Here is a 22815-nt window from a genome sequence, read left to right as displayed (position 1 = left end):
GCTACGACAGATGCCCGAAGGTCTTCCTTTCTGCCATCGCCCTGGCCGCGACCGTCATGTTCTGGCTTTGAGGGTTAACGAGTCCTGACCCTAGGGGCCGCGGAAACGGCCTTTCGCCTCGCCCTGCCGATCGACTGCACCCTCGGCGAGAACTGCGTGATCCAGAACTACGTCGACGCCGATCCCGGCCCTGCGGCGCGTGACTACAGCTGCGGACCGCTGGCCTATGACGGCCACAAGGGCACCGATCTTCGGCTGCCGACCATCGCTTCTCAGAGCGAAGGGGTCGAGGTGCGCGCCGCCGCGCCCGGCGTCGTGCTCGGCACACGCGACGAGATGCCCGACATCCTGCAGGGCTGGGAGGGCGCGCCCGATCTGGGCGGACGCGACTGCGGCAACGGCGTCTCGATCGGTCATGAGGGCGGCTGGGAAACGCAGTATTGCCACATGGCGCTGGGGTCGATCGTGGTCGAGACGGGCCAGCGGGTCGAGGCGGGCGACCGGCTGGGCGAGGTCGGCCTGTCGGGACAGAGCCAGTTCCCGCATCTGCACTTGTCGGTCCGCCACGACGGGGTCGAGGTCGATCCGTTCGACCCCGAGGACCGCGTCGAATGCGGGGCAGCGGAGCGGACGCTCTGGACCGAGCCGCCCGCCTATCTGCCCGGCGGCCTGCTCGATGCCGGTTTCGCACCGGGGGTGCCGGATTATCTCGACATACAGCGTGGCACGGCCGGCCGGGACATCGGGCAGGACACGCCGCTGGTGCTCTGGGGCTATGCCTTCGGCGGACAGGCCGACGACGTCATGCGGCTCACGGTCGAAGGACCGGACGGCATCGTAATCGATGAAGAAATCGCGCTCGAAAAGACGCAGGCGCAGCTGTTCCGCGCCACGGGGCTGCGCGCGCCCGAGGGCGGTTGGCCGGTCGGCGACTATGCCGGGCGGGTCGTCCTTCTGCGCGACGGCGCGCCGCTGTCGGAGCGGCGCGCTACCATCACGCTCGGCGAGTAAGGTTCAGCGCTCGGTGAGCTTCAACTCGATTCGTCGGTTGCGCGCGCGCGCATCGGGCGTGTCGCGCGGATCGAGCGGGCGATGCTCGCCGAAGCCGTTGGCCGAGAGGCGTTCGGGCGGGATGCCTTCCTCCTCGCTCATGTAACGCACCACCGAGAGGGCACGCGCCTGGCTCAGTTCCCAGTTGTCGGCGAAGCGTCCGCCGCGGACCGGGATGTCGTCGGTGTGGCCGTCGACCCGGATCACCCAGTCGATGCCCTCCGGGATCTCTTCGGCGATGCGCCGCAACAGCGCCGCGACCTTGGCGATCTCGTCCTTGCCGGCCTCCGACAGCGTCGCCTCGCCCTGGCCGAACAGCACCTCCGAGGAGAAGACGAAACGGTCGCCCGCGATCCGGACCCCCTCCTCGTCCTCGAGCATGCCGCGCAGCGCGCCGAAGAACTCCGACCGGTAGCGTTCCAGATCCTCGGCCTCGGCCGCCAGACGCGCCGCCTCTTCCTCGAGCCGGGCGCGCGCCTCGGCCTCGAGTTCCCGGCGACGACGCTCCTCGGCCGCGGCGGCCGCCAGCGCTGCGTTGAGCTGGCGACCCAGATCCTCGATCTCGGCTTCGGCCACCGCGCCGGTGGTTTCGGCCTGACCCAGAAGCGACCGCAGCTCGGCCACGTCCTCACGCAGCGCCGCGACCTGCGCGTTGAGCGCCGCCATGCGGCGTTGCGCCTCGGCGCTCTGGCCCTCCTCTTCCGAAAGCCGGCTGCGGGCGATCGCCAGCAGCGCGGCGCGGCGCTCGGCCTCGTCCGTGGCGGTGTCGGCCCGCGCGCGCGCAGATTCCAGATCACTCAGCGCCGCGGCCAGGCGCGCTTCGAGGTCGGCCCGCTCCTGCTCGGTCTCGCCGCGATCGCGCGACAGCGCCTCCGCTCGGGCCTGCGCCGCGTCACGTGCCGCAAGCGCCGCCGACAGCCGGTCGGCGAGATCGGCCCGCCGCTGCTCGGCCTCGGTCCCGGCGGCCCGCGCGGCCTCGGCCTCCGCGCGAGCCGCGTCGCGGTCGAGCACCATTTCGGCCAGCTTTTCCTGCAGCTCCGCCTCGGTGGCCCCGGCCCTCTCCAACGCAGCCTCCAGCTCGGCGCGCAGCGCCGCGAGGTCGGCTTCGCCCGCGTCGCGCGCTGCCAGCGCCGTGGCCAGCCGTACCGACAGATCCTCGCTCTCGGCCTGCGCCTGCGCCAAGGCCGCGCGCGCCTCCTCCAGCTCGGCCTCGGTACTTTCGGCGAGATCGAGCGCCGCGGCGAGCCGCGCGTCGAGCCCCTCGCCTTCGCGCAGCGCACGGGTGAGCGCGTTCTGACTTTCCTGGCGCGCCAGCAGCGCCTCCGCCAGCGCCCGGTCGAGATCGGCGCGCGCGGCCTCGGCCGCGGCCAGCAGCGTCAGCGTCTCCTCGGCCTCGCGCCGCTTTTCCTCGAGCGCCAGCGTCATTGCAGTAAGCTCCGCATCCGCCCCTTCGAGCCTGTCGCGCAGCCGGGCGGCGGCTGCGGCCTCGGCCAGCCGCTCCGCCTCGAGCGCCGAAAGCCGCTCCGCATCCTCCTCGCGCGCGGTTTCGAGCCGGGCGATGGTTTCCTCGTCTGCCGCGCCCTCCGCCTCGAGGTCGGCGATCAGCGCCTCGAGCGCCTCGCGTCGCGCCGCCGCAAGCCGCGCCGCCTCGGCCTGGGCGTCGATCTCCTCGCGCGCCGTGGCGAGGGCGGTGGCAGCGGCGTCGCGGGCGGTTTCGGCCTCGCCGGCGCGCTGCCGTTCCTCCGCGAGATCCTCTTCCAGACCCGCGATGCGTGCCTCAGCCTCGCCGCGCGCCGCCAGCAGCGCCGCGACCTGCGCCTCGAAATCGGTGATCTGCCCCCGCGCGGCGTCGAGCGCGCTGTCCTGCGCCGCGATCCGCTCGGCCTGTTCTTCGGCCCGCGCCCGCGCCCGGTCCAGCTCGGCCCCCAGCTCATCGCCGCGCGTGCGTTCCAGCCCCAGCGCCGCACCGAGCCGTTCGACCTCGGCCCCCAGCTCGTCGAGCTCGCTGGCCTGACCGGTGATCGTGTCCCGCAGCACGAACTGCACCACGGTGAACACCGTGAGCACGAACATCAGCACCAGAAGCAGACCCGTCATCGCATCGACGAAGCCCGGCCAGATCGAGGCCTGGAAGCGGTTGGAGCTGCTGCGGCGCTTGAGGGCCATTGTTTAGCGGTCCGGGTCGCGGGTCGCGCGCAGCCCGCCGGCATGTTGGCTCTCGCGCAGCACACGGCTCAGTCCGGCGAGGTCGGTGCGCAGTTCGGCCAGCATCTCCTGCCGACCGGCGGCGATCTCCTCAAGGATGCGCAGCATGTGCACATCCATGTTCCGCAGCCGCATCCGGGTCTCGCTGTCATTGCCGCCCTCGGTGGCGCGCTCCAGCGCCGCCTGCACCTGAAGCTGGCCGTCGACCACGCGCTCGAGCGTCTCCCTCTCCCGCTCGGCTTCGGGGTCCATCCGCTGGGCGATCCGCTCCAGCGCCTGCGCCAGCGTCGCGATCCGCGTCTCGCTCTCCTCGCGGGCCGCGCCGGCCGCGCCGATGGCCGCGCTCAGCCCCTCGATCCGGGCGCCGAGCTGGTCGACCATCTGCGCCAGCACCCCGGAATCGCCGCCACCGGCATGGGACGGCTCATCGCCCGAGGCATAGCCCAGACGGGTGATGGTCGAGAGCCATTCCTCCAGCTCGCGGTAGAAGCGGTTCTGCCCGTGGGTGGCGAAGAGTTCGAGAAGCCCCACCACGAGCGAGCCGGCAAGACCCAGCAGCGACGAGGAGAAGGCCGTGCCCATGCCGCCCAGCTGGGTCTCGAGCCCCTGCTGGAGCCGGCCGAACAGGGCGCTGCCGCTCTCGCCTTCGGAGGGGTCGAGCGAGCGGATCGTGTCGACCAGCGCCGGCACGGTGGTGGCAAGGCCGTAGAAGGTGCCGAGCAGGCCGAGAAAGATCAGCGTGTTCGACAGGTAGCGAGTGATCTCGCGCTCCTCGTCGATGCGCTGGCCGACCGATTCGAGGATCGAGCGGGCGCTGTCCGGCGAGATGTGACGGCGCAACCCGCGCGAGCGCAGCAGCGTCGCCAGCGGCAGCAAGAGGCCGGGCGCCTGACCGGTGGTGGTCGGCGCACGGACGAAGGATTCGATCCAGCCAACCGAGCGGATCAGCGCGATCACCTGCCAGAAACAGGCCAGCACGCCGAGCACGAAGAAGGCCGAGATGGCGGAGTTGAGCCAAGGGTTCGACAGGAAGATCCCGCGCAGCACGTCGCGGCCCAGCACCAGCCCGAGCGCGACCAGCCCCAGCGCGATCAGCATCGACAGGATCTGCCGGACCGGTTGGGAGAAATGCGGTTTCGCCTCTGGCTGCCTCATGCGGGGGCCCAAATCCTCTTGGTTGCGTTACCCGAACCATAGGGAGAGGCGAGGCGGGAGGCCAACGGCTTTCGCGGCGGTCGGGCGCGCTGTGGCGGCGCCGCCTCTCAGCCGCCTGTCTGGAGCGCCGCGACCCGTGCTACCAGCCAGTCGAGATCGGGATCGTGCACGCCCATCTCGTTCAGGTGGGACGCGGTGTTGAACAGGTATTCGTGGTTCGGGCCGCGCCCGCCAACGGCCCCGGCGATGCGCCGCGCCTGGGTCTCGAGATCGAGCGCCACGTATTGCGCGTGGTTCGGGTCGATCACGTAGGTCAGCGCCGGCACCACCCTCCCGTCGGACAGCGCGAGGTCCTGCCAGGTTTCGAGATAGGCCGAGGAGACCAGTTCGCGCTCGCGCAGCATGGCGAGGACGGCATCGCGCTCCGCATCCGGCGCGCGCAGCGCCAGCCCGGTGCAGACCGCGCCCTCCGCCTTGTCGAGCGCCAGCACCAGCCCCGGCGTCTCAGGCGTGCCGCGATAGTGGATCGAGGACATGCAGAAACTGCGGTGCCAGTTCTCGAGCCGGGCCACCACCACCTCCTCCGGCGTGAAGCCCGGATTCCAGAGCAGCGATCCGTAGCCGAATACCCAAAGCGCGGACTGGTCGGTCATGCTGGTCCTCCTAGCTGGGCCCATGTAGACACCCGATCCTGACCGGGCGAAAGGGCCACTTCGATGCGTTTCATCCTGATTATCACCGCGCTTCTGGCGCTGGCCTTCGGCGGCTGGTGGGTGTGGGGCAGCCGCGCCGTCGACGCGCGGCTGGCCGAGCTGACGCAGGAGCTGCGCGCCTCGGGCTGGCAGGTCGAATACAACACCGAGGGCACCGGTGGCTTTCCCTACCGTTTCGACCTCGACCTGCGCGACCTCGAGCTGGTTTCGCCCGATGGCAGCTTCGGCTGGCAGAGCCCGCGGATGCGGGTGGTGGCGCAGAGCTACCAGCCGAACCGGCTGATCGTCGCTGCCGACGAGACGCATCGCGTCTCGATCCCCGGCCAGGATCTCGATGTCACGGTCACCGGCCCGCGCGCCTCCGGCGCGGTCGAGATCGGCGAGACGCTGCCGGTGAACGAGTTCACCTTCGAGGCCGCCGATCTGCGGATCGTCTCCTCGCTGGGTTGGGAGAGCGGCGCCGAGACGCTGCTGGCCGCGCTGCGCCCGAATGGCGGGGTCAACGGCTACGACGCCTATGCCCGGCTCCAGGGCGTGGCGCTGCCCGAAGCGTGGCGCGCGCTCGATGCCGCGGGCCGGCTGCCCGACCGGATCGCCGAGGCGGTGATCGACGCCGATCTCACCTATGATGCGCCGCTGGCGCTTTCGGGTGGGACCGCGCGGCTCGATCGCATCGCTCTCGACAGCCTGTCGGTCGATTGGGGGGAGGTCACGGTCGAGGGCGAAGGCACGCTGGCGATCGACGCGCAGGGCGCGCCCGAGGGCGATGTCGTGCTGCGCATCACCGGCTGGGAACGGCTGCTCGAAGTCGCCGCCGCCGCCGGCGTGCCGATCGCCCAGTCCTCGCTGCTGCGCGGGGCGCTCGACGCCATGGCCGAGGGCGGCGTTCTCGAGGCGCCGATCACCTTCGCGGGCGGCGCGATGCGGCTGGGCTTCATCCCGCTGGGGCCCGCGCCGCTGCTGCGTTAACGGCAGTAAGGGCTGCGGCCCGAGGCGGTGTCGAAGTGGAAATGGTCGCGATGCGCCGCGTTCGCATCGGGGCCGAGCACCGTCCCGAACGGACCGCAGGCCGCCTTGTGCAGGTTGCGCAGCGCCGCGCCCGCCCCCTGGCTGTTCCAGCCCGAGCTCAGGCTGAGCTCGCGCCCGTCGCGCAGCCCGAAGGCGGAGATGTCGATGGCCCGGCCAAAGGAATGCTCCGAGAGCTGTTCGCCGCGTTCGTTGTTGCGCGGCCGGCAGACATAGCTTCCGGCGGTGCGCAGCACGGCGAGACCGCCGCCGGTGGCGGAGAGCGCCGGCTTGGCCGCCTGCCCCACCCAGGCGGCAAGCGCGCGGGCGGTGTCGCAATCGACCGTGGCAGCCGGGCTGATCCGCACGCCATGCACGGCCGTCAGCTTGACCGGCTCGGGGATGCCGCAGGCGCCCGCGCCGTTCACCGGGGCGATCCGCGCGCCTTCGAGGCCCGGCACGCCGCACAGCGCCCCCGGCACGGCGGCATTGGGCGCCTTTGAGGCGGCGGGAGCCGAGACGGTGCGGGCGCTGGCCAGCGCCGGGGCGATGGCGGCGCGCTGGGCGGGCCGTTCCTCGGGCCGGGCGGCGGTGGCGGGCGCCTCGGCCGAGGCGCTCTGAACCGGGGCCGCGACAGGCGCCGGTGCCGCAGGCGCCACGGTCGAGGGCGCAACGGTCGAGGCGAGCCGCGCGCGCGGCCGGGACACGGTGAGCGGCTGGCCCGGCACGGCCGCCACCGGGGCGGCGGCAACCGGTGCAGGGGCGACCGGCCCAGGCGCGGCTTGCGCGGCACTGCGGGCGGCGGGCCGGGCGGCGGTTTCGGGGGCGAGTGCCTGTGCGCTCACCGCCATGGGGGCGAGCACGAGCGCCGCCGCGAGAAAGACGTTACGGCTCATCCCTGGCGCTCCGTCTTGGTGCTCCGGGCCGCACCGCGGCCGAAATCGGGGGCCGCGGTGTCCTGACCGGCCTCGATGATGCCGCGGCGGATCGCGCGGGTGCGGGTGAAGTAGTCGTGCAGGTGATCACCGTCGCCGGTGCGGATCGCGCGTTGCAAGGCAAAGAGCTCCTCGGTGAAGCGGCCGAGGATCTCGAGCGTCGCCTCCTTGTTGGTCAGGAACACGTCGCGCCACATGGTCGGGTCCGAGGCGGCGATGCGGGTGAAGTCGCGAAAGCCCGCGGCCGAATACTTGATGACTTCGCTGTCGGTCACCCGGCGCAGGTCGTCTGCCACGCCGACCATGGTGTAGGCGATCAGGTGCGGGGTGTGGCTGGTCACGGCGAGCACGAGGTCGTGGTGCTCGGCATCCATTACGTCGACATGCGCGCCCATCCCCTCCCACAGCCGCGACAGCCGGGCGGTGGCCGCCTCGTCGGTGTCTGGCGTCGCGGGCACGATCAGGCACCAGCGGTTGTCGAACAGCTCTGCAAAGCCCGCGCGCGGGCCGGAATGCTCGGTGCCGGCTAGCGGGTGGGCGGGGACGAAATGCACCCCTTCGGGGATATGCGGCGCGACCGCCTCGATCACCGCCTTCTTGACCGAGCCCACGTCGGAGACGGTGGCGCCGGGCGCGAGCACCGGGGCGATCTCTTCCGCCACGGCGCCCATGGCGCCCACCGGCACGCAGAGCACGACCAGATCGGCGCCGTCCGCGGCCTCGGCCGCCGTCTCGCAGACCTGGTCGACGAGGCCGATCTCGCGCGCGACGGCGCGGGTCTCGGCCGAGCGGGCATGGCCGGTGATCTCGCCCGCGAGGTTCGCGCGGCGCATCGCATGCGCCATCGACGAAGCGATCAGACCCAGACCGATCAGCGCGACGCGGCCATAGATCGGCGCGCTCATGCCGCCGCCCCCTTGAAGCGGGAAATGGCGTCGATCACCCGCGCGCAGCCCGCCTCGTCGCCGACGGTGATCCGAAGCCCTTCGGGGAATCCGTAGCCGCCGACGCGGCGCACAAGGATGCCGCTTTCACGCAGCGCGGCGTCACAGGCGGCGGCCTCGGCCTCGTCCGCGAAACGCGCCAGCACGTAGTTGGCGTGGCTTTCGTCGCAGGCGATGCCCAAGCCCAGCAGCTGCTCGCGCAGCCAGACCCGCAGCCGGGCGTTCTCGGCCCGGCAATGCTCGGTGAACCGTTCGTCGCGGATCGCGGCCTCGGCCACGGCGAGTTGGGTGGTCGACAGGTTGAAGGGCTGGCGGACGCGGTTGAGCACGTCGATGATCGCGCGCGGACCGTATCCCCATCCGATCCTGAGGCCGCCCAGCCCGTGGATCTTGGAGAAGGTGCGGGTCATCACGACGTTGTCGCGGCTCTCCACCAGGCGCGCGCCACCATCATAGCCTTCGGTGAATTCCACATAAGCGCCGTCGAGCACCAGGATGACCTGTTCGGGCAGAGCCTCGGCCAGCCGCGCGACCTCCTCGAGCGGGATCATCGTGCCGGTCGGGTTGCCGGGATTGGTCAGATAGACAATCCGGGTGCGGTCGGTGCAGGCGGCGAGGATCGCGTCGACATCGACCACGCGCGCCCGCTCGCGCACCTCGACCGGCGTGGCGCCGGCGGCGCGGGCCAGGATCGGGTACATGGCGAAGCCGTGCTCGGTGTGGATCACCTCACAGCCGGGGCCGGCATAGCACTGCGCGATGAATTGCAGCACCTCGTCCGATCCCACGCCGCAGATGATGCGGTCGGCGTCGAGGCCGTGGATCTCGGCTATGGCGGCGCGCAGCTCGGCGTGATCGGTCGACGGGTAGCGGTGCAGCGTCGCGGCCGAGCGCTCCAGCGCCGCCAGCGCCTGCGACGAGGTCCCGTAGGGGTTCTCGTTGGAGGAGAGCTTCAGCGGGTTCTCATGCCCCTCGAGGCGGCTCTGGCCGCCCACGTAGAGGTCGATCTCCATGATGCCGGGCTGCGGGGTGATGCTCATGCGCGCGCTCCTTGGGTCGCGGTTTCAATAGCCGGGCGACGGGGCGGTTTCCAGCGCCATGCGCGCGAGCGCCCCGCCCCTCTGCGCGGGGCGTCGCCGATACGAAAAGGGCCGCGCGGTTCCCCGCGCGGCCCCTGCCTCGACGATCCGAAAAGGATCAGTTCTTGGCGTAGAATTCGACGACGAGGTTCGGCTCCATCATCACCGGATAGGGCACGTCGCCCAGCTGCGGCGTGCGCACGAAGGTCGCGGTCATCTTGGAGTGGTCCACCTCGAGGTAGTCCGGCGTGTCACGCTCGGGCAGCTGGACGGCTTCCAGCACCACGGCGAGCTGCTTGGACTTGTCGCGGACGGCGATGACGTCGCCTTCCTTGACGCGGTAGGAGGGGATGTTCACGCGCTTGCCGTTCACGGTCACGTGGCCGTGGTTCACGAACTGGCGGGCGGCGAAGACGGTCGGCACGAACTTGGCGCGGTAGACGACGGCGTCGAGGCGGCGCTCGAGCAGGCCGATCAGGTTCTCGCCGGTGTCGCCCTTGACGCGCTCGGCCTCACCGAAGATGCGACGGAACTGCTTCTCAGTCAGGTCGCCGTAGTAGCCCTTGAGCTTCTGCTTGGCGCGCAGCTGGATGCCGAAATCCGACAGCTTCTGCTTGCGGCGCTGACCGTGCTGGCCGGGGCCGTATTCGCGCTTGTTCACCGGGGACTTCGGACGGCCCCAGATGTTTTCGCCCATGCGGCGGTCGATCTTGTACTTGGCAGAGGTGCGTTTGGTCACTCTCTGATCTCCTTCTGTCGGCCCGAAGGGCCATGTTTCGAAGGGCGTTGTCCTCTGGGACGGCCATGGGCCGCCTCCCGACAGGGATCCCCTCGCGGGGTCCGCCAACACCAATGAAAGACCCGGGCACGAGACCCGGGACGGGCGGCTTATACATCCCGTCAGACCGGAGTCAACCGCGCTTCAATAGCCGAATTCGAGCTTGAGCGAGCCCAGCACCTGGCTTTCATGCTGGCCCTCGAACTCCTCCGACAGCCAGCTCAGCCCGTAGAACAGCCGCACCTCCGGCCCCGGCTGCCAATGCAGCCCGATCCGGGCACGGCGACGGTCCAGCGCCGTCCGGTCGGGGAGGAACACGCTGTCGCCCAGCAAGGCCGCATCGGCGCCCGCGACCAAGGCGAGGCCGGTCGTCTCGGCCTCGATGCCGCGATAGGGCTGGCCGGTGACCGGGTCGCGCAGCCATAGATCGCGATGGCCGATCCCGCCCCAGACCGCGTCGACGCCGGCGCGCGCGATCTCCTCGCTGCCGGCCTCGAAGGCCGCGAAGGGACGGAGGGTCAGGCGCGCATGGGGCCGCAGCGGCAGCGCGACCTCGCTCTGCGCATGAAGATGCAGCGCGTCGCCCAGCTGCCTGTCGGTGCCGCGCGGTGGATCGAAGCCCAGGACCTCGTGCACCCCTTCCTGCAGGGCCGAATGCCCGGTCGAGGGGCCGATGGCGAGGATCTCGCCCCCCGTCGCGGCCTCGAACGGCCCGATCGACTGATGCAGGAACGCGCCAAGGGCCGAGATCCCGACATAGGGGCGATCATCGCGGCCCGCGCGGGTGCGGGCGGGGGCGATGATCTCGGTGCGCAAGCGCAGTTCGACCAGCCCTTCGGGCATGGTGGGCGGGGTGCCGTCCCAGCCCGGGCCGGAGACATGGCTCAGCGTGAAGGCCCCCGCGCGCCAGCGATCATGACCGTCGCCGAAATAGTCATTGGAAAAGATCCTGCCCCAGCCGAGCGTCTCGGCGGAGGCAGGCGCGGCGAAGCCGAGCAGCAGGGCGATGGTCAGGGCGCGCATGGGAGGTCTCCGAGGATCGCCCGAGCCTAGTGCCGCGCGGCCGGCCACCGCCAGCCCCGCCTCACGCCTCGTCGGCCTGCGTGTCCTGCGGGTCATGCTCGCCCAAGACCGGCGCGCGGCGGTCGAGTTTGAGCGGGCTGTGCGAGAACCGCATCGGGCTGCGCAGGCCGGGCACGCCGTCGGGATCGATCCGGAGGCCGCGCGCGATGACCTGCGGGTCGGCAAAGACCTGGTCGACGCGGTTGATCGGCCCGGCGGGCACGGTCGCGGCCTCGAGCGCGGCGAGCACGGCGTCGCGGTTCCAAGCGGCGAAGGCGGTGGCCATCGCATCGGTCAGGGCGGCGCGGTTGGCGACCCGAGCACCGTTGGTGACGAAACGCGGATCATCGGCCAGCGCCTCGAGTCCCAGCACGTTGCAGGCCCTCCGGAACTGGCCGTCATTGCCCACGGCGAGGATCAGGTCGCCATCCGAGGCGGAGAACACCTGGTAGGGCGCGATGTTCGGGTGCGCGTTGCCGAGCCGGCGCGGTGCGTCCCCGGTGGCGAGGAAGTTCATCGCCTGGTTTGCGAGCACCCCGGTGGCGCAATCCATCAGCGCCATGTCGATATGCTGGCCCTGCCCCGTCTTCTCACGCGCGGCCACGGCGGCCTGGATCGCGATTACCGAGTAGAGACCGGTGAAGATGTCGGTGAAGGCCACGCCGATCTTCTGCGGCTGGCCGTCCGGATCGCCGGTAAGGTCCATGATCCCCGACATGCCCTGGATCAGGAAGTCGTAGCCCGCGCGATTGGCATAGGGTCCGTCCTGCCCGAAACCGGTGATCGAGCAGTAGACGAGGCGCGGATTCTCCGCCTTGAGGCTATCGTAGTCGAGCCCGTATCTGGCGAGGCCGCCGACCTTGAAATTCTCGATCACCACGTCGGCCCCGGCGATCAGCGCACGGGTCAGCGCCAGCCCCTCGGGCGTACGGAAGTCAGCGGTGACGCTCTCCTTGCCGCGGTTGCAGGCGTGGAAATAGGCCGCCGAGCGGTCGCCCTCGACCTCGATCCAGGGCGGACCCCAGCGGCGGGTGTCGTCGCCCTCGGGCGCCTCGACCTTGATCACCTCCGCGCCCAGATCGGCGAGCACCTGCCCCGCCCAGGGCCCCGCGAGAATCCGCGCCAGCTCCACCACCTTCAGCCCCGCCAGCGGCGGCTGCGCCTCATCTCGCATTGCGCCCTCCCCGCGCTCTCCTCGGGGCGGACGCTAGCGGCCCGGCCGCCGGGCTTCAACGGCGGCCGGGACGTTTCACGTGGATCGCCTCAGCGCGCCGGCTGGTTCACGATCCGGTAGGGATAGCGGCTCGCCGGGCGCGACACCTCCTCGAGCCGCGCCATCTCCGCCTGGGAGAGCTGCAGTTCGGCCGCGCCGAGATTGTCCTCGAGCTGCTCAGGCGTGCGGGCGCCGAGGATCACCGAGGCGACGGTCGGCCGGCCCAGAAGCCAGGCCAGCGCCACCTGGCTCGGCGTGGCGCCATGCGCCTGCGCCACCGTCTCCAGCTCGGCCAATGTTGCCCAGTTGCGGTCGGTGGCGCGGCGGTGCCAGCTTTCCTCGTAGCCATCCGGCGTGTCGGCGATGCGGCCGCCCTCCGTGGGCCGATCGCCAGCCTTGTACTTGCCGCTGAGAAACCCGCCGCCGAGCGGGCCCCAAGGTACCAGCCCGATGCCCTCGCTATCGAACAGGCCGAGGAACTCGTCCTCGATGTCGCGCTCGACGAGGCTGTACTGGTACTGTGCCGCGATCAGCGGCGTGAACCCCATGCGCTCCGCGATGCCCTGCGCCTTCATCGCCTGCCATGCGGCAAAGTTCGATACGCCCAGATACCGAACCTTGCCCGCACTCACGAGGTCGTCGAAGGCGCGCAGCGTCTCTTCGAGCGGGGTATAGGGGTCGAATCCGTGCATGTAGAGCAGGTCGATGCGGTCGGTGCCGATGCGCCGAAGGCTCGCCTCGACCGAGTTCATCACGTGATGGCGCGACAGCCCGACCTCGTTGGGCCCCTGCCCCATCGGCCAGCGCAGCTTGGTGGCCAGCACCAGCTCCTCGCGCCGCCCCCTGACCGCCTCTCCCACGATCTCCTCGGAGCGGCCGCCGGCATAGACATTGGCGATGTCGACATGGTTGCCGCCCGCGTCGAGATAGCGGTCGATCATCCGCCCGGCGGTGGCGGCGTCGGTGCCGCGCCCGCCTTCCTCGCCGAAGATCATCGTGCCCAGCGCCAGCTCCGACACCAGAAGGCCGGTGCGGCCCAACCTGCGATACTGCATCGCGTCTCTCCCTTGTTGCACGCACCGCGCGACGGCGGCGCGTCTCGGCTCAGCGCAAGGGTTAGGCAGCCTGTCCGCGGAGGTCCAGCCGATTTCCGAAACGGTTCGGAGAGAAGGGTTGCGCTGCCCTCTGCACGCGGCGAGGGTTGAGACCGAGCGATGAGGAGAGGAGCCGCGATGACCGATCATGCGCCCTGGTGGCAGGCCGCCACCGCCTACCAGATCTATCCGCGCAGCTTCTGCGACAGCGACGGCGACGGGATCGGCGACATCCCCGGCATCATCTCGAAGCTCGACCATCTCGCCGATCTCGGGATTGGCTTCGTCTGGCTGTCGCCGGTCTATGCCTCGCCCATGGCCGACAATGGCTACGACATCTCGGACTACCGCGACATCGCGCCGGAGTTCGGCACGCTGGCCGACATGGACCGGCTGATCGCGGAGGCGAAGGCGCGCGGCATCGGCATCGTCATGGACCTCGTGGTCAACCACTCCTCGGACGAGCACGAATGGTTCCGACAGGCCCGCGAGAGCCGTGACAACCCCTACCGCGACTACTACGTCTGGCGCGATCCGGCCCCGGGTGGCGGCGCACCCAACGACCTGCAGTCGAATTTCGGCGGCCCCGCCTGGAGCTATGACGAGCGGACCGGCCAATATTACCTACACCTCTTCGACCGCAAGCAGCCCGACCTGAACTGGCAGAATCCCGAGCTGCGCCGCGCGATCTACGACATGATGAACTGGTGGCTGGATCGCGGCGTGGCGGGCTTCCGGATGGATGTGATCGACCTGATCGGCAAGGATCCGGATGCCGGCATCATCGCCGACGGGCCGGACCTGCATCCCTTTCTGCGCGAGATGCACGACGCCACCCTCAAGGGCCGCGACGTCGTCACCGTGGGCGAGGCCTGGAGCGCCACGACCGAGGGCGCCCTCAAATATTCGGGCCGCGAGGCGGGCGAATTGTCGATGGTGTTCCAGTTTGCCCATATCGTGCAGGGCTGGGACGAGAAGCACGGCAAGTGGAAGCCCAAGCCCTTCGATCTCGTGGGGCTCAAGCGGGTGCTGACCGAGTGGCAGGTCGCGCTTGCGCAGGATGGCTGGAACTCGCTGTTCTGGAGCAATCACGACCTGCCGCGCGCGGTGTCGAAATACGGCGATGACGGGCGCTTTCGCGTGGTCTCGGCCAAGATGCTCGCCACGGTGCTGCACATGATGAAGGGCACGCCCTACATCTATCAGGGCGAAGAGATCGGCATGACCAACATCCGCTTCACCGACATCAGCCAGTTCCGCGACATCGAGACGCTCAACTTCCATCGCATCCAGACCGCCGCCGGGGTCACGCCGGGCGATTTCCTCGCGGGTGCCAATTCGAACGGCCGCGACAATGCGCGCACGCCGATGCAGTGGGATGCGAGCGATCAGGCGGGCTTCACCACCGGCGAGCCATGGATCGAGGTGAACCCCAACCACGCGACGATCAACGTCGCCGCCGACCGGGCCGATCCGGACGGCATCATCGCCCATTACCGTGAACTGGCAGGGCTGCGCCGTGCGCTGCCGGTGATGCGGCACGGGGATTACACCCCCTATCTCGAGGATCATCCCAAGCTCATGGCCTATGCGCGCCGGCTCGATGACGCGCAGATCTCGGTTCTGGCGAACTTCACCGGTGAGACAGTGTCGGCAGATGTCCCCGAGGGGCTCGCCGTCTCGGGGCGCGCGATCAGCGCGAACTACCCCGGGCGCGACGCGCTAAAGGGCACGGTGGAACTGCGTCCCTACGAGGCGGTGGCGATACTGGCGGAGTGAGGCGCGGGCGCGCGGCCCGCGCCCGGTCTCAGACGGGTTCTTCCGTCATCTCCTCGGCTGGTTCGACGGCACGGCGATAGAGGTGCCATGTCGCGTGGCCGAGGACCGGCAGCACGAAGATCAGGCCGATCATCAGCGTCGCCATGCCGAGGCCCAGCCCGATGACGACGATTGCGCCCCAGATCGCGACGGTCTGCGGGTTCTTGCGCGCCAGTCGTGCCGAGGCCTTCACCGACCGACGCAGGCCGACATGCCGGTCGAGCAGCAGCGGGAAGGAGATCGCGCCGATCACCAGCACCAGCGACGCGAGCAGGAAACCCGTGACCGTGCCGACGACGATCATCGCCCAGCCCGGTGCCGTGGTGAACGTGTCGGTGAAGAAGGCCACCGCCGAAACCGGCGGCTCGGGTCCCAGCGTGACCGCGTAGATGATCCAAGCCGCAAGCATCCAGGCCACGAAGATCGCGAGCAGCACCAATCCAAGCGCCAGGATCGCGATTGCCGATGGCGATTCCGCCACCTTGAAAGCCGCGCCCCAACTCGGATGCCCGCCCGCCTCGCGCCGACGGCTCATCTCGTAGAGGCCGACCGCAGCCACCGGCCCGAGCAGCGCGAAGCCGGTGATCAGCGGCACGAGGAGCGGCAGCAGGCTTTCGTTCATGGCAAAGCGGATCAGCACCAACCCGGCGAGTGGGTAGACCACGCACAGGAAGATCACGTCCGATCGGAACGCCTTGAAGTCGTCCCAGCCCGCGCGCAGCGCGGCGCGCAGGTCCTCTATCCCGATGCTGCGGATCTTGATCGGGGCATGGTCGCGCCCCACCGTCTCGCGGGCTCCCTCTCCCAGATGCCGCGTGCCCGCGCCGATCACGCGGCCGGTCCAACTCAGCGGATTGCCGATGGTTCTGTCTACGCCGTCCGTATTGGCCATATCGCCCTCCCGTCATGTGCGAAGGGCGGCCCCGCCATGGGCCGAAAACCGGCGGCGGGGCCGTCCGGATGGGTCATGCTAGCACGGTTTCGCGACGGCCGCCCCCATCTCTGCGCGCCAACCTCTCGTCAACGTGAAAGCAGTTGACCAAGAGGAAAGGCGTAGCGGGGCTAGGCTGTTGGCATGTGCAAAGGGAGGTAACGATGGCGATCAAGTGGATGATGGCGGCGCTCGGGCTGGGGCTCGCGGGCGCGGCGCTGGCGCAGGACGCGCCGATGTTCGGCGGCGACGAGGACCAGGCCTATGCCGAGAAGCTCTGGCAGGCGATGGTCGAGCAGAACCTCGCGGGCGAAGGCGCGATCATGTCCTTCCCGTATCCCGGCACCGATCCGCACGGGATGATGCTCGAGACCTTCTACGCCCGCGCCACGATCGACGGCCATGACGGTGCCCTGGTGGTCAAGCGCAACTACGGCCCCGAAGGAGTGACGGTGGACCAGGTTCTCGGCATGCCCGGCGAGCATCTGGGCGCGCTCACGGTGATGTTCCGCCGCGAGGCGGGATACGATGCCGAGACCGGCGACTGGTTCTATGCCAAGTACCTGCCCGACGGCAGCCTCGACCAGAACCCGAACGGCGTGGCGCTGGCCGGTCTGGTGGGCAAGAACGCCGAGGCGGGCTGCATCGCCTGCCACCAGAACGCGGGCGAGAACTACCTCTTCACCACCGAAGCCGAGATGCGGTGAACTCTCCGCCCGCGCCCCTCGGGGCGCGGGCGGATATCAAACCGAGAAGAAGCCCGGCCCGGCGATCCGGCGCAGCGTTTCGCCGAGCTCGCGGCCCAGGGCCGGGCCGTCGGCGATGGCCGTCTCACCGGCCTCGGCCAGCACTTCGGAGCCATCGGGGCGCAGGATCTCGCCCCTGAAGCGCAGCCGCCCGCCCTCGATCTCCGCCAGACCGGCGATCGGCGTCTGGCACGAGCCGTCGAGCGCGGCGAGAAAGGCGCGCTCGCAGGCGAGCCGCTGCGCGGTCTCCACGTGATGGATGGGCTCCAGCAATTCGGCCACCCGGCTGTCAGCGCCGCGCCGCTCGATGCCGATCGCGCCCTGCGCGATGGCGGGCAGCATATCCTCGGTGCCGATGGCGCGGGCCGGCACGCTGTCGATCATGCCAAGCCGGTTGAGACCCGCCATTGCCAGGAAGGTCGCCTCGGCAACCTTGTCCTCGAGCTTCTGAAGCCGGGTCTGCACGTTGCCGCGAAACTCCACCACCTCGAGGTCGGGCCGCCGGGCGAGGATCTGCGACTTGCGCCGCAGGCTCGAGGTGCCGACCACCGTCCCCTCGGGCAGATCGGCGATCGCGGTGCAGGACAGGCTGACGAAGGCGTCGCGCGGGTCCTCGCGTTCCAGATAGCCATCGAGCACCAGCCCCGGGGGCTGCTCGACCGGCATGTCCTTCATCGAGTGGACCGCGATGTCGATGGCACCGGCGCTCAGCGCCTCCTCGATCTCCTTGGTGAACAACCCCTTGCCGCCGATCTGGCTCAGTGGGCGGTCGATCACCCGGTCGCCCGTGGTGCGGATGATCACCACCTCGAAGGCCTCGAAGGGCAGGTCCCAGGCCTGGGCCAGCAGCGCGCGCGTCTCGTTGGCCTGCGCCAGTGCCAGCGGCGAGCCGCGGGTGCCGATGCGAAGCGGTTGGGCGGGGGTGGGAAGATCGCGGGTCATGCGTCAATCTCTACGCGCCGCCCGAGCGCGCGGCAACCGCGACCGCCTGCCGCGCCTCTGCCCGCGCGGCTTGACTTTGCGCCCCTTCGGCGGGACGAGGATGCATGAGCATTGCCCACACCCCCCCGTCGAAGCTGCTGCTGCGCGCCCTCGCGGGCGAGACCCTGCCCGTCCCGCCGATCTGGATGATGCGACAGGCCGGACGTTATCTGCCTGAATACCGCGCCACCCGTGCCAAGGCGGGCGATTTCCTGTCGCTGTGCTACAACCCCGAGCTCGCCGCCGAGGTGACGCTGCAGCCGATCCGCCGCTACGGCTTCGACGCGGCGATCCTGTTCGCGGACATCCTGCTGGTGCCGCAGGCGCTGGGCCTCGATCTGTGGTTCGTCACCGGCGAGGGGCCGCGTCTGTCGCCGATCATGGAAAAGGGTGGCGTCGCGGCGCTGAAGCCCGCCGATGCGATCCACGATCACCTCGCCCCCGTCTACGAGACGGTGAAGATCCTCTCCCGCGAGCTTCCGCGCGAGACCGCGCTGATCGGTTTCGCCGGCGCGCCCTGGACGGTGGCCACCTACATGATCGCCGGGCGCGGCACGCCCGATCAGGGCCCGGCGCACGCGCTCAAGGACGAGAACCGACCCGAATTCGAGGCGCTGCTCGACCGGATCACCGAGGCGACCATCGAATATCTCTCGGCGCAGGTCGAAGCGGGCGCCGAAGCCATCAAGATCTTCGACAGCTGGGCGGGCTCGCTCACCGGCGACGATCTGGACCGCTATTCCATCGCGCCGATGGCGCGCATTACCGCTGCGCTCAAGGCACGGCACCCGAGCCTGCCGGTCATCGCCTTCCCGCGCGGTGCAGGCGAGCGTTTCGTCGATGCCGCTCGCGCAATCGGCGCCGATTGCATCGCGCTCGACGACGGGGTGAGCCCGGAATGGGCGGCCGAGCACCTGCAGCCCCTTGCCTGCGTGCAGGGCAACCTCGCCAGCCGCCACATGGTCACAGGCGGGCAGGATCTGATCGACGAGACGCGGCGCATCCGCGACGCCTTCGCCCGCGGCCCGCATGTCTTCAATCTCGGCCACGGCATCACCCCCGACGCCGATCCCGAGAACGTGGCGCTGATGATCGAGACGCTGCGCGAGGCCCGCTAACCCATGCCGGAGGGCCGCTGGGTCGAGCCCCAGCGGCGCCGGTCATGGTGCCAGCTCTGCAGCGCCCAGCCGGTCCATGCGATCACGTAGACCAGCCCTGCCGCCAGCACCCACAGCCCGTGCACCGGGCCGATGGCTGCGCGGTCGACGAACATCTCGACCCCCTCGACCGGGGTCGGGTGCACCACCAATTTGCCGATATAGGCGACGGTCTGGATCAGCAGGATCCACAGGTAGTTGCGCCGGATCCGCCGCCCCACCGCGGCCTGGAATGACACGTGGTAGCGCGGCACCCAGTAGTCCTCGGCCAGCTCCTTCTGCCAGCCCTCCCCCAGCCGCAGGTCGCCATCCTGCAGCATCGGCGCGTAGAAATGCGTCTCTATCCAGCGGCAGCGGGCGCGCCAGACGTTGAAATAGCGGTAACGCCGCGCCTCCAGCATCAGGAAGAACAGGATCAATATCCCGACCAGCACCAGGGGCAGCGGCGAGGCCTCGCGCGAGGCAAAGGCGATCGACAGCGCGATGCCGAGCGTCACCACCGCCCAGTTGGTGGTGGTGTCGAGCCGGGTGCGCCAGATGGTCGAGCGGTAGACCTCGCCGCGCCACAGATGCGCCAGCGCGCCGATCTCGGCCGAATTGAACTCGCGACGTGCCTCGGGCCGCTCTTCCACGCGCGTCATCCGCTCCTCCCGATCGCTTCGACATCATAAGACACCGGAGCCGGGCGCGGGTCAAAGCCCTTGGAAGATCAGCGGAAGTTCAGACCCATTTCGCGAGAGGCGGCAGGCTCATCAGCACGGCATCGGGGTCGTGGCCGGTGGCGAGCCCGAACTTGGTGCCGCGGTCATAGACGAGGTTGTATTCCGCATAGAGCCCGCGATGGCGCAGCTGCACGTCCTTGTCGGCCTCGTCCCACGCCATGCCGCGCCGCTTCTCGGCCAGCGGCAGCCAAGCGGGCAGGAAGGCGCGGCCAATATCCCGGGTCAGTGCGAAATCGGCATGCCAGTCGCCGGTGCAGCGGTCATCCATGAACACGCCGCCGACGCCGCGCGCCCGGCCGCGATGGGGAATGAAGAAGTACTCGTCGGCCCAGACCTTGAGCGCCGGGTAGAGATCGGCGCCATGCGGGTCGAGATGACGCTTGAGCGTGTCGTGGAAATGCGCGGTGTCGTCGGCGTATTCGATGCAGGGGTTGAGGTCCGCCCCACCGCCGAACCACCAGGCATTGGGCGTCCAGAACATTCGCGTGTTCATGTGCACGGCGGGCACATGCGGGTTCTGCATATGCGCCACCAAGCTGATGCCCGAGGCCCAGAAACGCGGATCGGCCTCGACCCCGGGCACGCCACGTGCGGCCATCGAGGCCTGCGCCGCAGCGCCCAGCGTGCCGAACACGGTCGAGACGTTCACACCGACCTTCTCGAACACACGGCCGCCGCGCATCACGCTCATCAGACCGCCGCCGGCATCCTCGCCGTCATCGCCCCGGCGCTTGGTCGGGGTCACCTCGAAACGACCGACCGGGCGCTCCGAGAGCGGCCCCTCGGTCTGGGCGTCCTCCAGCGCCTCGAAGGCGGTGACGATCTCGTCGCGCAGGCTGCGAAACCAGCCCGCCGCCTCGTCCTTTTCGCTCGTCATGCCGGTCGAGGTCATCCGCGCCCCCTGCTATTGAATATCGGTCCCGTCTAGCATCCTCTCCGCCAGCCCGCCATGCGACCCGCTGGCCCCTTGCCGATTCGACCGGAGATTACCAATGCGTTCCGCCATTTTGCTCGTCCTGCCCCTCGCCCTCGCCCTCGCCGCCTGCGCCACGCCGCGCGAGAGCTGCCTGTCCTCGGTCGGGCGTCAGGGCCGCGTGATCGACGCGCTGATCGCCGAGACCCGCGGCAACATCGCCCGGGGCTACGGCATCGAGGAGCGCGAGGAGCTGCGCACCCGGCGCGGCGTCTGCGAATATCGCGACGAGAACGGCACGCTGCGCCAGCGCTTCTGCGACCGCACGGTGAGCCAGGAAGTCCGGGTGCCGGTCACGCTCGACATCGAGGCGGAGAAGGTCAAGCTCGACCAGCTCCTGCAGCGGCGCGAGGCGCTGACCCGCGCCGAAGGGCCGGCGCGGGCGCAATGCGCGGCTCTCTACCCGGCCTGAGCCGGGGTCGCGCCTAGTGCGCGGCGACGTGGCTGGGATCGATCAGGCTGCGGCCGCCATCGACGGTGATCACCTGCCCCGTGACAAAGGCCGAGGCGTCCGATGCGAGATACTGCACCGCGTCGGACACCTCGCTGGCCGAGGCAATCCGGCCCAGCGGCGTGCAGTGCAGGATCGCCTCGCGGATCTCGTCATGCTCGCTCAGCGACTGTTTGAGCGAGGCGCTCATCACCGAGCCGAAGGCCACGGCGTTGACGCGGATCCGCTTGGGCGCCAGCGCCACCGCCATGGAGCGGGTCATCTGGTCGAGCGCGGCACAGCTCACCGAGTAGCCCAGCAGTTCGGGATGGGCGAGCCGCGCGGCGATCGAGCTTAGGTTGATGATCGATCCCAGCGGCGCTGTGCTGTCGGGCTCGGCCTGCTTGATCATCCGCTTGGCCGCCGCCTGGCTCAGCCGCAGCGCCGACATCAGGTTCTGGTCGAGCAGCCGCTCGACCGAATCGTCCTCGTGGTCGAGCGGGTCAGAGACCCGCACCTGCCGCGCCGCGTTGACCAGGATGTCGATCCGGTCAAACGCGTCGACGGTGAAGGAGAGCAGGTTGGTGATGGTCAGCCGCTCGCGCAGATCCCCCGCGAAGTGCCGCACCGGCCCATCGGCCTCGCGCAGCACGGAGGTCTCGCGCTCGAGCGCGGCTTCGTCACGATCGACGAAGACCACGTTGGCCCCCGCCTCGACCATGGCGCGGGCGATGGCGAGACCGACGCCATGCGCGGCCCCGGTCACGATCGCGGTCTTGCCGGCGATGGAAAAGCTCATGACGGTCTCCGGTGAAGGGAAGGTGTCAGCGGGATTTCTTGTCGGTGGGCTTGAGCGGCCGGATCGCGTGGAACAGCTTGAAGGCGCCGTCGCCACCGATCTCCTCGACCGTGCGGAAGCTGTCGCGCAGGCTTGCCTCATAGGGCAGATGCCGGTTGGCCACCATCCACAGCTGGCCCGAGGGCGCGAGCATCCGCGCCGCCGCCGCGATGAAGGCGCGGCCGAGCGCCGGATCGGCGGCCCGGCCGGTGTGGAAGGGCGGGTTCATGACCACGCCGTCATAGAGGTGATCCGGCTTGAACCGCATCGCGTCAGCCCAATGAAATGTGGCACGCTCGTCGGTGACGTTGACCCGGGCACAGTCGAGGGCGAGCTGCTCCGCCTCGACCAGATCGAGGCTCTTGACCCCGTCCCGCGCCAGCACGGCGCGCGCCAGATAGCCCCAGCCCGCGCCCAGATCGGCCATCCGCGACGGCAGCTTGGCCGGCAGCGCCGCCGCCAGCATCTGCGAACCGCGATCGGGCCCGTCGGCCGAAAAGGCGCCCCACTGGGTGACGAAGCCGCCATCCACCGGCGCCGGGGCCGGCGCCTCCCAATCGGAAAGGTCGGCGGCCGAGGCGTCGAACCAGAACAGCCGGCCATGGGCGCGGGTGACGCAGGGGATCTCGGGGATGCGATTGCGCAGCTCGCGCCAGAGGCTGTCGACGCCGTCGGTCTTCTGCCCGTCGACGATCACCAGCGGCGCCAGCCGTGCCGCCTGCGCCACCAAGGCCCGAGCCAGCGGCTTGGCCCGCGGCACGAACACCACCGCCGCGGCGGCCGGGGCCGGCTCGCCGACGGTCCAGCCCTGCGCCTCGAGCGCGTCGATGTCAGGCCGGAAGCCGTGCAGGATCCGGGTGCGGTTGCGCGGCAGCGCGCCGAGATCGGCGTCGGCGTTCGGGCGCAGGGCCAGAATCTCGCCCTCGGGCAGCACGAGCGCGCCGCTTTGTGTCGCGGTGGTCAGACGGGCATCGGCCATGGGCGCT

22 protein-coding genes are annotated in these 22815 nt (G+C 70.0%); 6 read left to right on the top strand and 16 right to left on the bottom strand.

Annotated elements, in window-relative coordinates; translation table 11 throughout:
- Positions 1-156: 156 nt before the first annotated feature.
- On the top strand, positions 157-1011 hold the full coding sequence (locus FHS00_RS16100) for a M23 family metallopeptidase (RefSeq protein WP_343064613.1): 855 nt from the start codon (positions 157-159) through the stop codon (positions 1009-1011).
- 3 nt (positions 1012-1014) lie between these two features.
- Here the strand turns inward: FHS00_RS16100 and FHS00_RS16095 are convergent, their stop codons facing one another.
- The 3 genes from FHS00_RS16095 to FHS00_RS16085 form a co-directional block, all read right to left on the bottom strand.
- Entirely contained in the window at positions 1015-3216 is a 2202-nt protein-coding gene (locus FHS00_RS16095; RefSeq protein ID WP_183475114.1) for a peptidoglycan -binding protein, read from the bottom strand.
- 3 nt (positions 3217-3219) lie between these two features.
- Positions 3220-4410, bottom strand: a complete 1191-nt coding sequence (locus FHS00_RS16090) for a biopolymer transporter ExbB (protein ID WP_183475113.1) — start codon at positions 4408-4410, stop codon at positions 3220-3222.
- Between the two features lie 107 nt (positions 4411-4517).
- The gene (locus tag FHS00_RS16085; RefSeq protein WP_183475112.1) at positions 4518-5063 is read right to left on the bottom strand and encodes a gamma-glutamylcyclotransferase; all 546 of its coding nucleotides are present in this window, start codon (positions 5061-5063) and stop codon (positions 4518-4520) included.
- Positions 5064-5126: 63 nt separating this feature from the next.
- On the opposite strand from FHS00_RS16085, the gene FHS00_RS16080 reads away from it, so the two are divergent.
- The gene (locus FHS00_RS16080; protein ID WP_183475111.1) at positions 5127-6092 is read left to right on the top strand and encodes a DUF2125 domain-containing protein; all 966 of its coding nucleotides are present in this window, start codon (positions 5127-5129) and stop codon (positions 6090-6092) included.
- On the opposite strand, the gene FHS00_RS17600 is transcribed toward FHS00_RS16080, so the two are convergent.
- The 7 genes from FHS00_RS17600 to FHS00_RS16045 form a co-directional block, all read right to left on the bottom strand.
- The gene (locus FHS00_RS17600; RefSeq protein ID WP_246391409.1) at positions 6089-7024 is read right to left on the bottom strand and encodes an extensin-like domain-containing protein; all 936 of its coding nucleotides are present in this window, start codon (positions 7022-7024) and stop codon (positions 6089-6091) included. The genes FHS00_RS16080 and FHS00_RS17600 overlap by 4 nt on opposite strands.
- Positions 7021-7968: a prephenate/arogenate dehydrogenase family protein gene (locus FHS00_RS16070; protein ID WP_183475110.1), complete on the bottom strand. Its 948-nt coding sequence runs from the start codon at positions 7966-7968 to the stop codon at positions 7021-7023. The genes FHS00_RS17600 and FHS00_RS16070 overlap by 4 nt, the downstream gene beginning before the upstream one ends.
- On the bottom strand, positions 7965-9047 hold the full coding sequence (gene hisC, locus FHS00_RS16065) for a histidinol-phosphate transaminase (RefSeq protein WP_183475109.1): 1083 nt from the start codon (positions 9045-9047) through the stop codon (positions 7965-7967). The genes FHS00_RS16070 and hisC overlap by 4 nt, the downstream gene beginning before the upstream one ends.
- A 157-nt stretch (positions 9048-9204) precedes the next feature.
- Positions 9205-9825, bottom strand: coding sequence for a 30S ribosomal protein S4 (rpsD, locus tag FHS00_RS16060; protein ID WP_183475108.1), 621 nt, complete (start codon positions 9823-9825; stop codon positions 9205-9207).
- Between the two features lie 183 nt (positions 9826-10008).
- Entirely contained in the window at positions 10009-10887 is an 879-nt protein-coding gene (locus FHS00_RS16055; RefSeq protein WP_183475107.1) for a lipid A-modifier LpxR family protein, read from the bottom strand.
- A gap of 61 nt (positions 10888-10948) precedes the next feature.
- The gene (locus tag FHS00_RS16050; RefSeq protein WP_183475106.1) at positions 10949-12100 is read right to left on the bottom strand and encodes a CaiB/BaiF CoA transferase family protein; all 1152 of its coding nucleotides are present in this window, start codon (positions 12098-12100) and stop codon (positions 10949-10951) included.
- A gap of 89 nt (positions 12101-12189) precedes the next feature.
- Complete coding sequence (locus tag FHS00_RS16045; protein WP_183475105.1) at positions 12190-13194, bottom strand: aldo/keto reductase; 1005 nt, start codon at positions 13192-13194, stop codon at positions 12190-12192.
- Positions 13195-13371: 177 nt separating this feature from the next.
- Here FHS00_RS16045 and FHS00_RS16040 point away from each other — a divergent pair, with 177 nt between their 5' ends.
- Positions 13372-15012: an alpha-glucosidase gene (locus tag FHS00_RS16040; protein WP_183475104.1), complete on the top strand. Its 1641-nt coding sequence runs from the start codon at positions 13372-13374 to the stop codon at positions 15010-15012.
- 28 nt (positions 15013-15040) lie between these two features.
- Here FHS00_RS16040 and FHS00_RS16035 read toward each other — a convergent pair whose 3' ends face one another.
- Entirely contained in the window at positions 15041-15943 is a 903-nt protein-coding gene (locus FHS00_RS16035; RefSeq protein WP_183475103.1) for a DUF2189 domain-containing protein, read from the bottom strand.
- 203 nt (positions 15944-16146) lie between these two features.
- Here FHS00_RS16035 and FHS00_RS16030 point away from each other — a divergent pair, with 203 nt between their 5' ends.
- On the top strand, positions 16147-16689 hold the full coding sequence (locus FHS00_RS16030) for a cytochrome P460 family protein (protein WP_183475102.1): 543 nt from the start codon (positions 16147-16149) through the stop codon (positions 16687-16689).
- A 36-nt stretch (positions 16690-16725) separates the two neighbouring features.
- On the opposite strand, the gene hemC is transcribed toward FHS00_RS16030, so the two are convergent.
- Positions 16726-17670, bottom strand: a complete 945-nt coding sequence (gene hemC, locus FHS00_RS16025; protein ID WP_183475101.1) for a hydroxymethylbilane synthase — start codon at positions 17668-17670, stop codon at positions 16726-16728.
- Between the two features lie 104 nt (positions 17671-17774).
- Between hemC and hemE the strand changes: the two genes are divergently transcribed.
- Complete coding sequence (hemE, locus tag FHS00_RS16020) at positions 17775-18827, top strand: uroporphyrinogen decarboxylase (protein WP_183475100.1); 1053 nt, start codon at positions 17775-17777, stop codon at positions 18825-18827.
- Here the strand turns inward: hemE and FHS00_RS16015 are convergent.
- Positions 18824-19507, bottom strand: a complete 684-nt coding sequence (locus FHS00_RS16015) for a DUF2270 domain-containing protein (RefSeq protein WP_183475099.1) — start codon at positions 19505-19507, stop codon at positions 18824-18826. The genes hemE and FHS00_RS16015 overlap by 4 nt on opposite strands.
- A gap of 79 nt (positions 19508-19586) precedes the next feature.
- A complete protein-coding gene (gene hemF, locus FHS00_RS16010) occupies positions 19587-20480 on the bottom strand; it encodes an oxygen-dependent coproporphyrinogen oxidase (protein WP_183475098.1) in 894 nt (297 codons plus the stop codon).
- 100 nt (positions 20481-20580) lie between these two features.
- On the opposite strand from hemF, the gene FHS00_RS16005 reads away from it, so the two are divergent.
- Positions 20581-20973 (top strand): hypothetical protein, encoded by a 393-nt coding sequence (locus FHS00_RS16005; protein WP_183475097.1) that lies wholly within the window; start codon positions 20581-20583, stop codon positions 20971-20973.
- A 13-nt stretch (positions 20974-20986) separates the two neighbouring features.
- Here FHS00_RS16005 and FHS00_RS16000 read toward each other — a convergent pair whose 3' ends face one another.
- Together FHS00_RS16000 and FHS00_RS15995 are read right to left on the bottom strand one after the other, a co-directional pair.
- On the bottom strand, positions 20987-21790 hold the full coding sequence (locus tag FHS00_RS16000; protein WP_183475096.1) for an SDR family NAD(P)-dependent oxidoreductase: 804 nt from the start codon (positions 21788-21790) through the stop codon (positions 20987-20989).
- 25 nt (positions 21791-21815) lie between these two features.
- Positions 21816-22808, bottom strand: a complete 993-nt coding sequence (locus tag FHS00_RS15995; protein ID WP_183475095.1) for a class I SAM-dependent methyltransferase — start codon at positions 22806-22808, stop codon at positions 21816-21818.
- Positions 22809-22815 lie beyond the last annotated feature (7 nt).

Origin of the sequence: Limimaricola variabilis (genome assembly GCF_014195545.1) — a bacterium.
Taxonomy (GTDB): Bacteria; Pseudomonadota; Alphaproteobacteria; order Rhodobacterales; family Rhodobacteraceae; genus Limimaricola; species Limimaricola variabilis.
Note: the sequence above shows the minus strand (reverse complement) of the source record. Positions and strands in the feature narration are given on the sequence as shown.

Coding starts and splice junctions, on each gene's coding strand:
- FHS00_RS16055 (WP_183475107.1), bottom strand. CDS start 10,887: ATGCGCGCCCTGACCATCGCCCTGCTGCTCGGCTTCGCCGCGCCTGCC.
- FHS00_RS16095 (WP_183475114.1), bottom strand. CDS start 3,216: ATGGCCCTCAAGCGCCGCAGCAGCTCCAACCGCTTCCAGGCCTCGATC.
- FHS00_RS16000 (WP_183475096.1), bottom strand. CDS start 21,790: ATGAGCTTTTCCATCGCCGGCAAGACCGCGATCGTGACCGGGGCCGCG.
- FHS00_RS17600 (WP_246391409.1), bottom strand. CDS start 7,024: ATGAGCCGTAACGTCTTTCTCGCGGCGGCGCTCGTGCTCGCCCCCATG.
- hemF (WP_183475098.1), bottom strand. CDS start 20,480: ATGACCTCGACCGGCATGACGAGCGAAAAGGACGAGGCGGCGGGCTGG.
- hisC (WP_183475109.1), bottom strand. CDS start 9,047: ATGAGCATCACCCCGCAGCCCGGCATCATGGAGATCGACCTCTACGTG.
- FHS00_RS16015 (WP_183475099.1), bottom strand. CDS start 19,507: ATGACGCGCGTGGAAGAGCGGCCCGAGGCACGTCGCGAGTTCAATTCG.
- FHS00_RS16070 (WP_183475110.1), bottom strand. CDS start 7,968: ATGAGCGCGCCGATCTATGGCCGCGTCGCGCTGATCGGTCTGGGTCTG.
- FHS00_RS16035 (WP_183475103.1), bottom strand. CDS start 15,943: ATGGCCAATACGGACGGCGTAGACAGAACCATCGGCAATCCGCTGAGT.
- hemC (WP_183475101.1), bottom strand. CDS start 17,670: ATGACCCGCGATCTTCCCACCCCCGCCCAACCGCTTCGCATCGGCACC.
- FHS00_RS16045 (WP_183475105.1), bottom strand. CDS start 13,194: ATGCAGTATCGCAGGTTGGGCCGCACCGGCCTTCTGGTGTCGGAGCTG.
- hemE (WP_183475100.1), top strand. CDS start 17,775: ATGAGCATTGCCCACACCCCCCCGTCGAAGCTGCTGCTGCGCGCCCTC.
- FHS00_RS16040 (WP_183475104.1), top strand. CDS start 13,372: ATGACCGATCATGCGCCCTGGTGGCAGGCCGCCACCGCCTACCAGATC.
- FHS00_RS15995 (WP_183475095.1), bottom strand. CDS start 22,808: ATGGCCGATGCCCGTCTGACCACCGCGACACAAAGCGGCGCGCTCGTG.
- FHS00_RS16030 (WP_183475102.1), top strand. CDS start 16,147: ATGGCGATCAAGTGGATGATGGCGGCGCTCGGGCTGGGGCTCGCGGGC.
- FHS00_RS16080 (WP_183475111.1), top strand. CDS start 5,127: ATGCGTTTCATCCTGATTATCACCGCGCTTCTGGCGCTGGCCTTCGGC.
- FHS00_RS16005 (WP_183475097.1), top strand. CDS start 20,581: ATGCGTTCCGCCATTTTGCTCGTCCTGCCCCTCGCCCTCGCCCTCGCC.
- FHS00_RS16090 (WP_183475113.1), bottom strand. CDS start 4,410: ATGAGGCAGCCAGAGGCGAAACCGCATTTCTCCCAACCGGTCCGGCAG.
- FHS00_RS16050 (WP_183475106.1), bottom strand. CDS start 12,100: ATGCGAGATGAGGCGCAGCCGCCGCTGGCGGGGCTGAAGGTGGTGGAG.
- FHS00_RS16085 (WP_183475112.1), bottom strand. CDS start 5,063: ATGACCGACCAGTCCGCGCTTTGGGTATTCGGCTACGGATCGCTGCTC.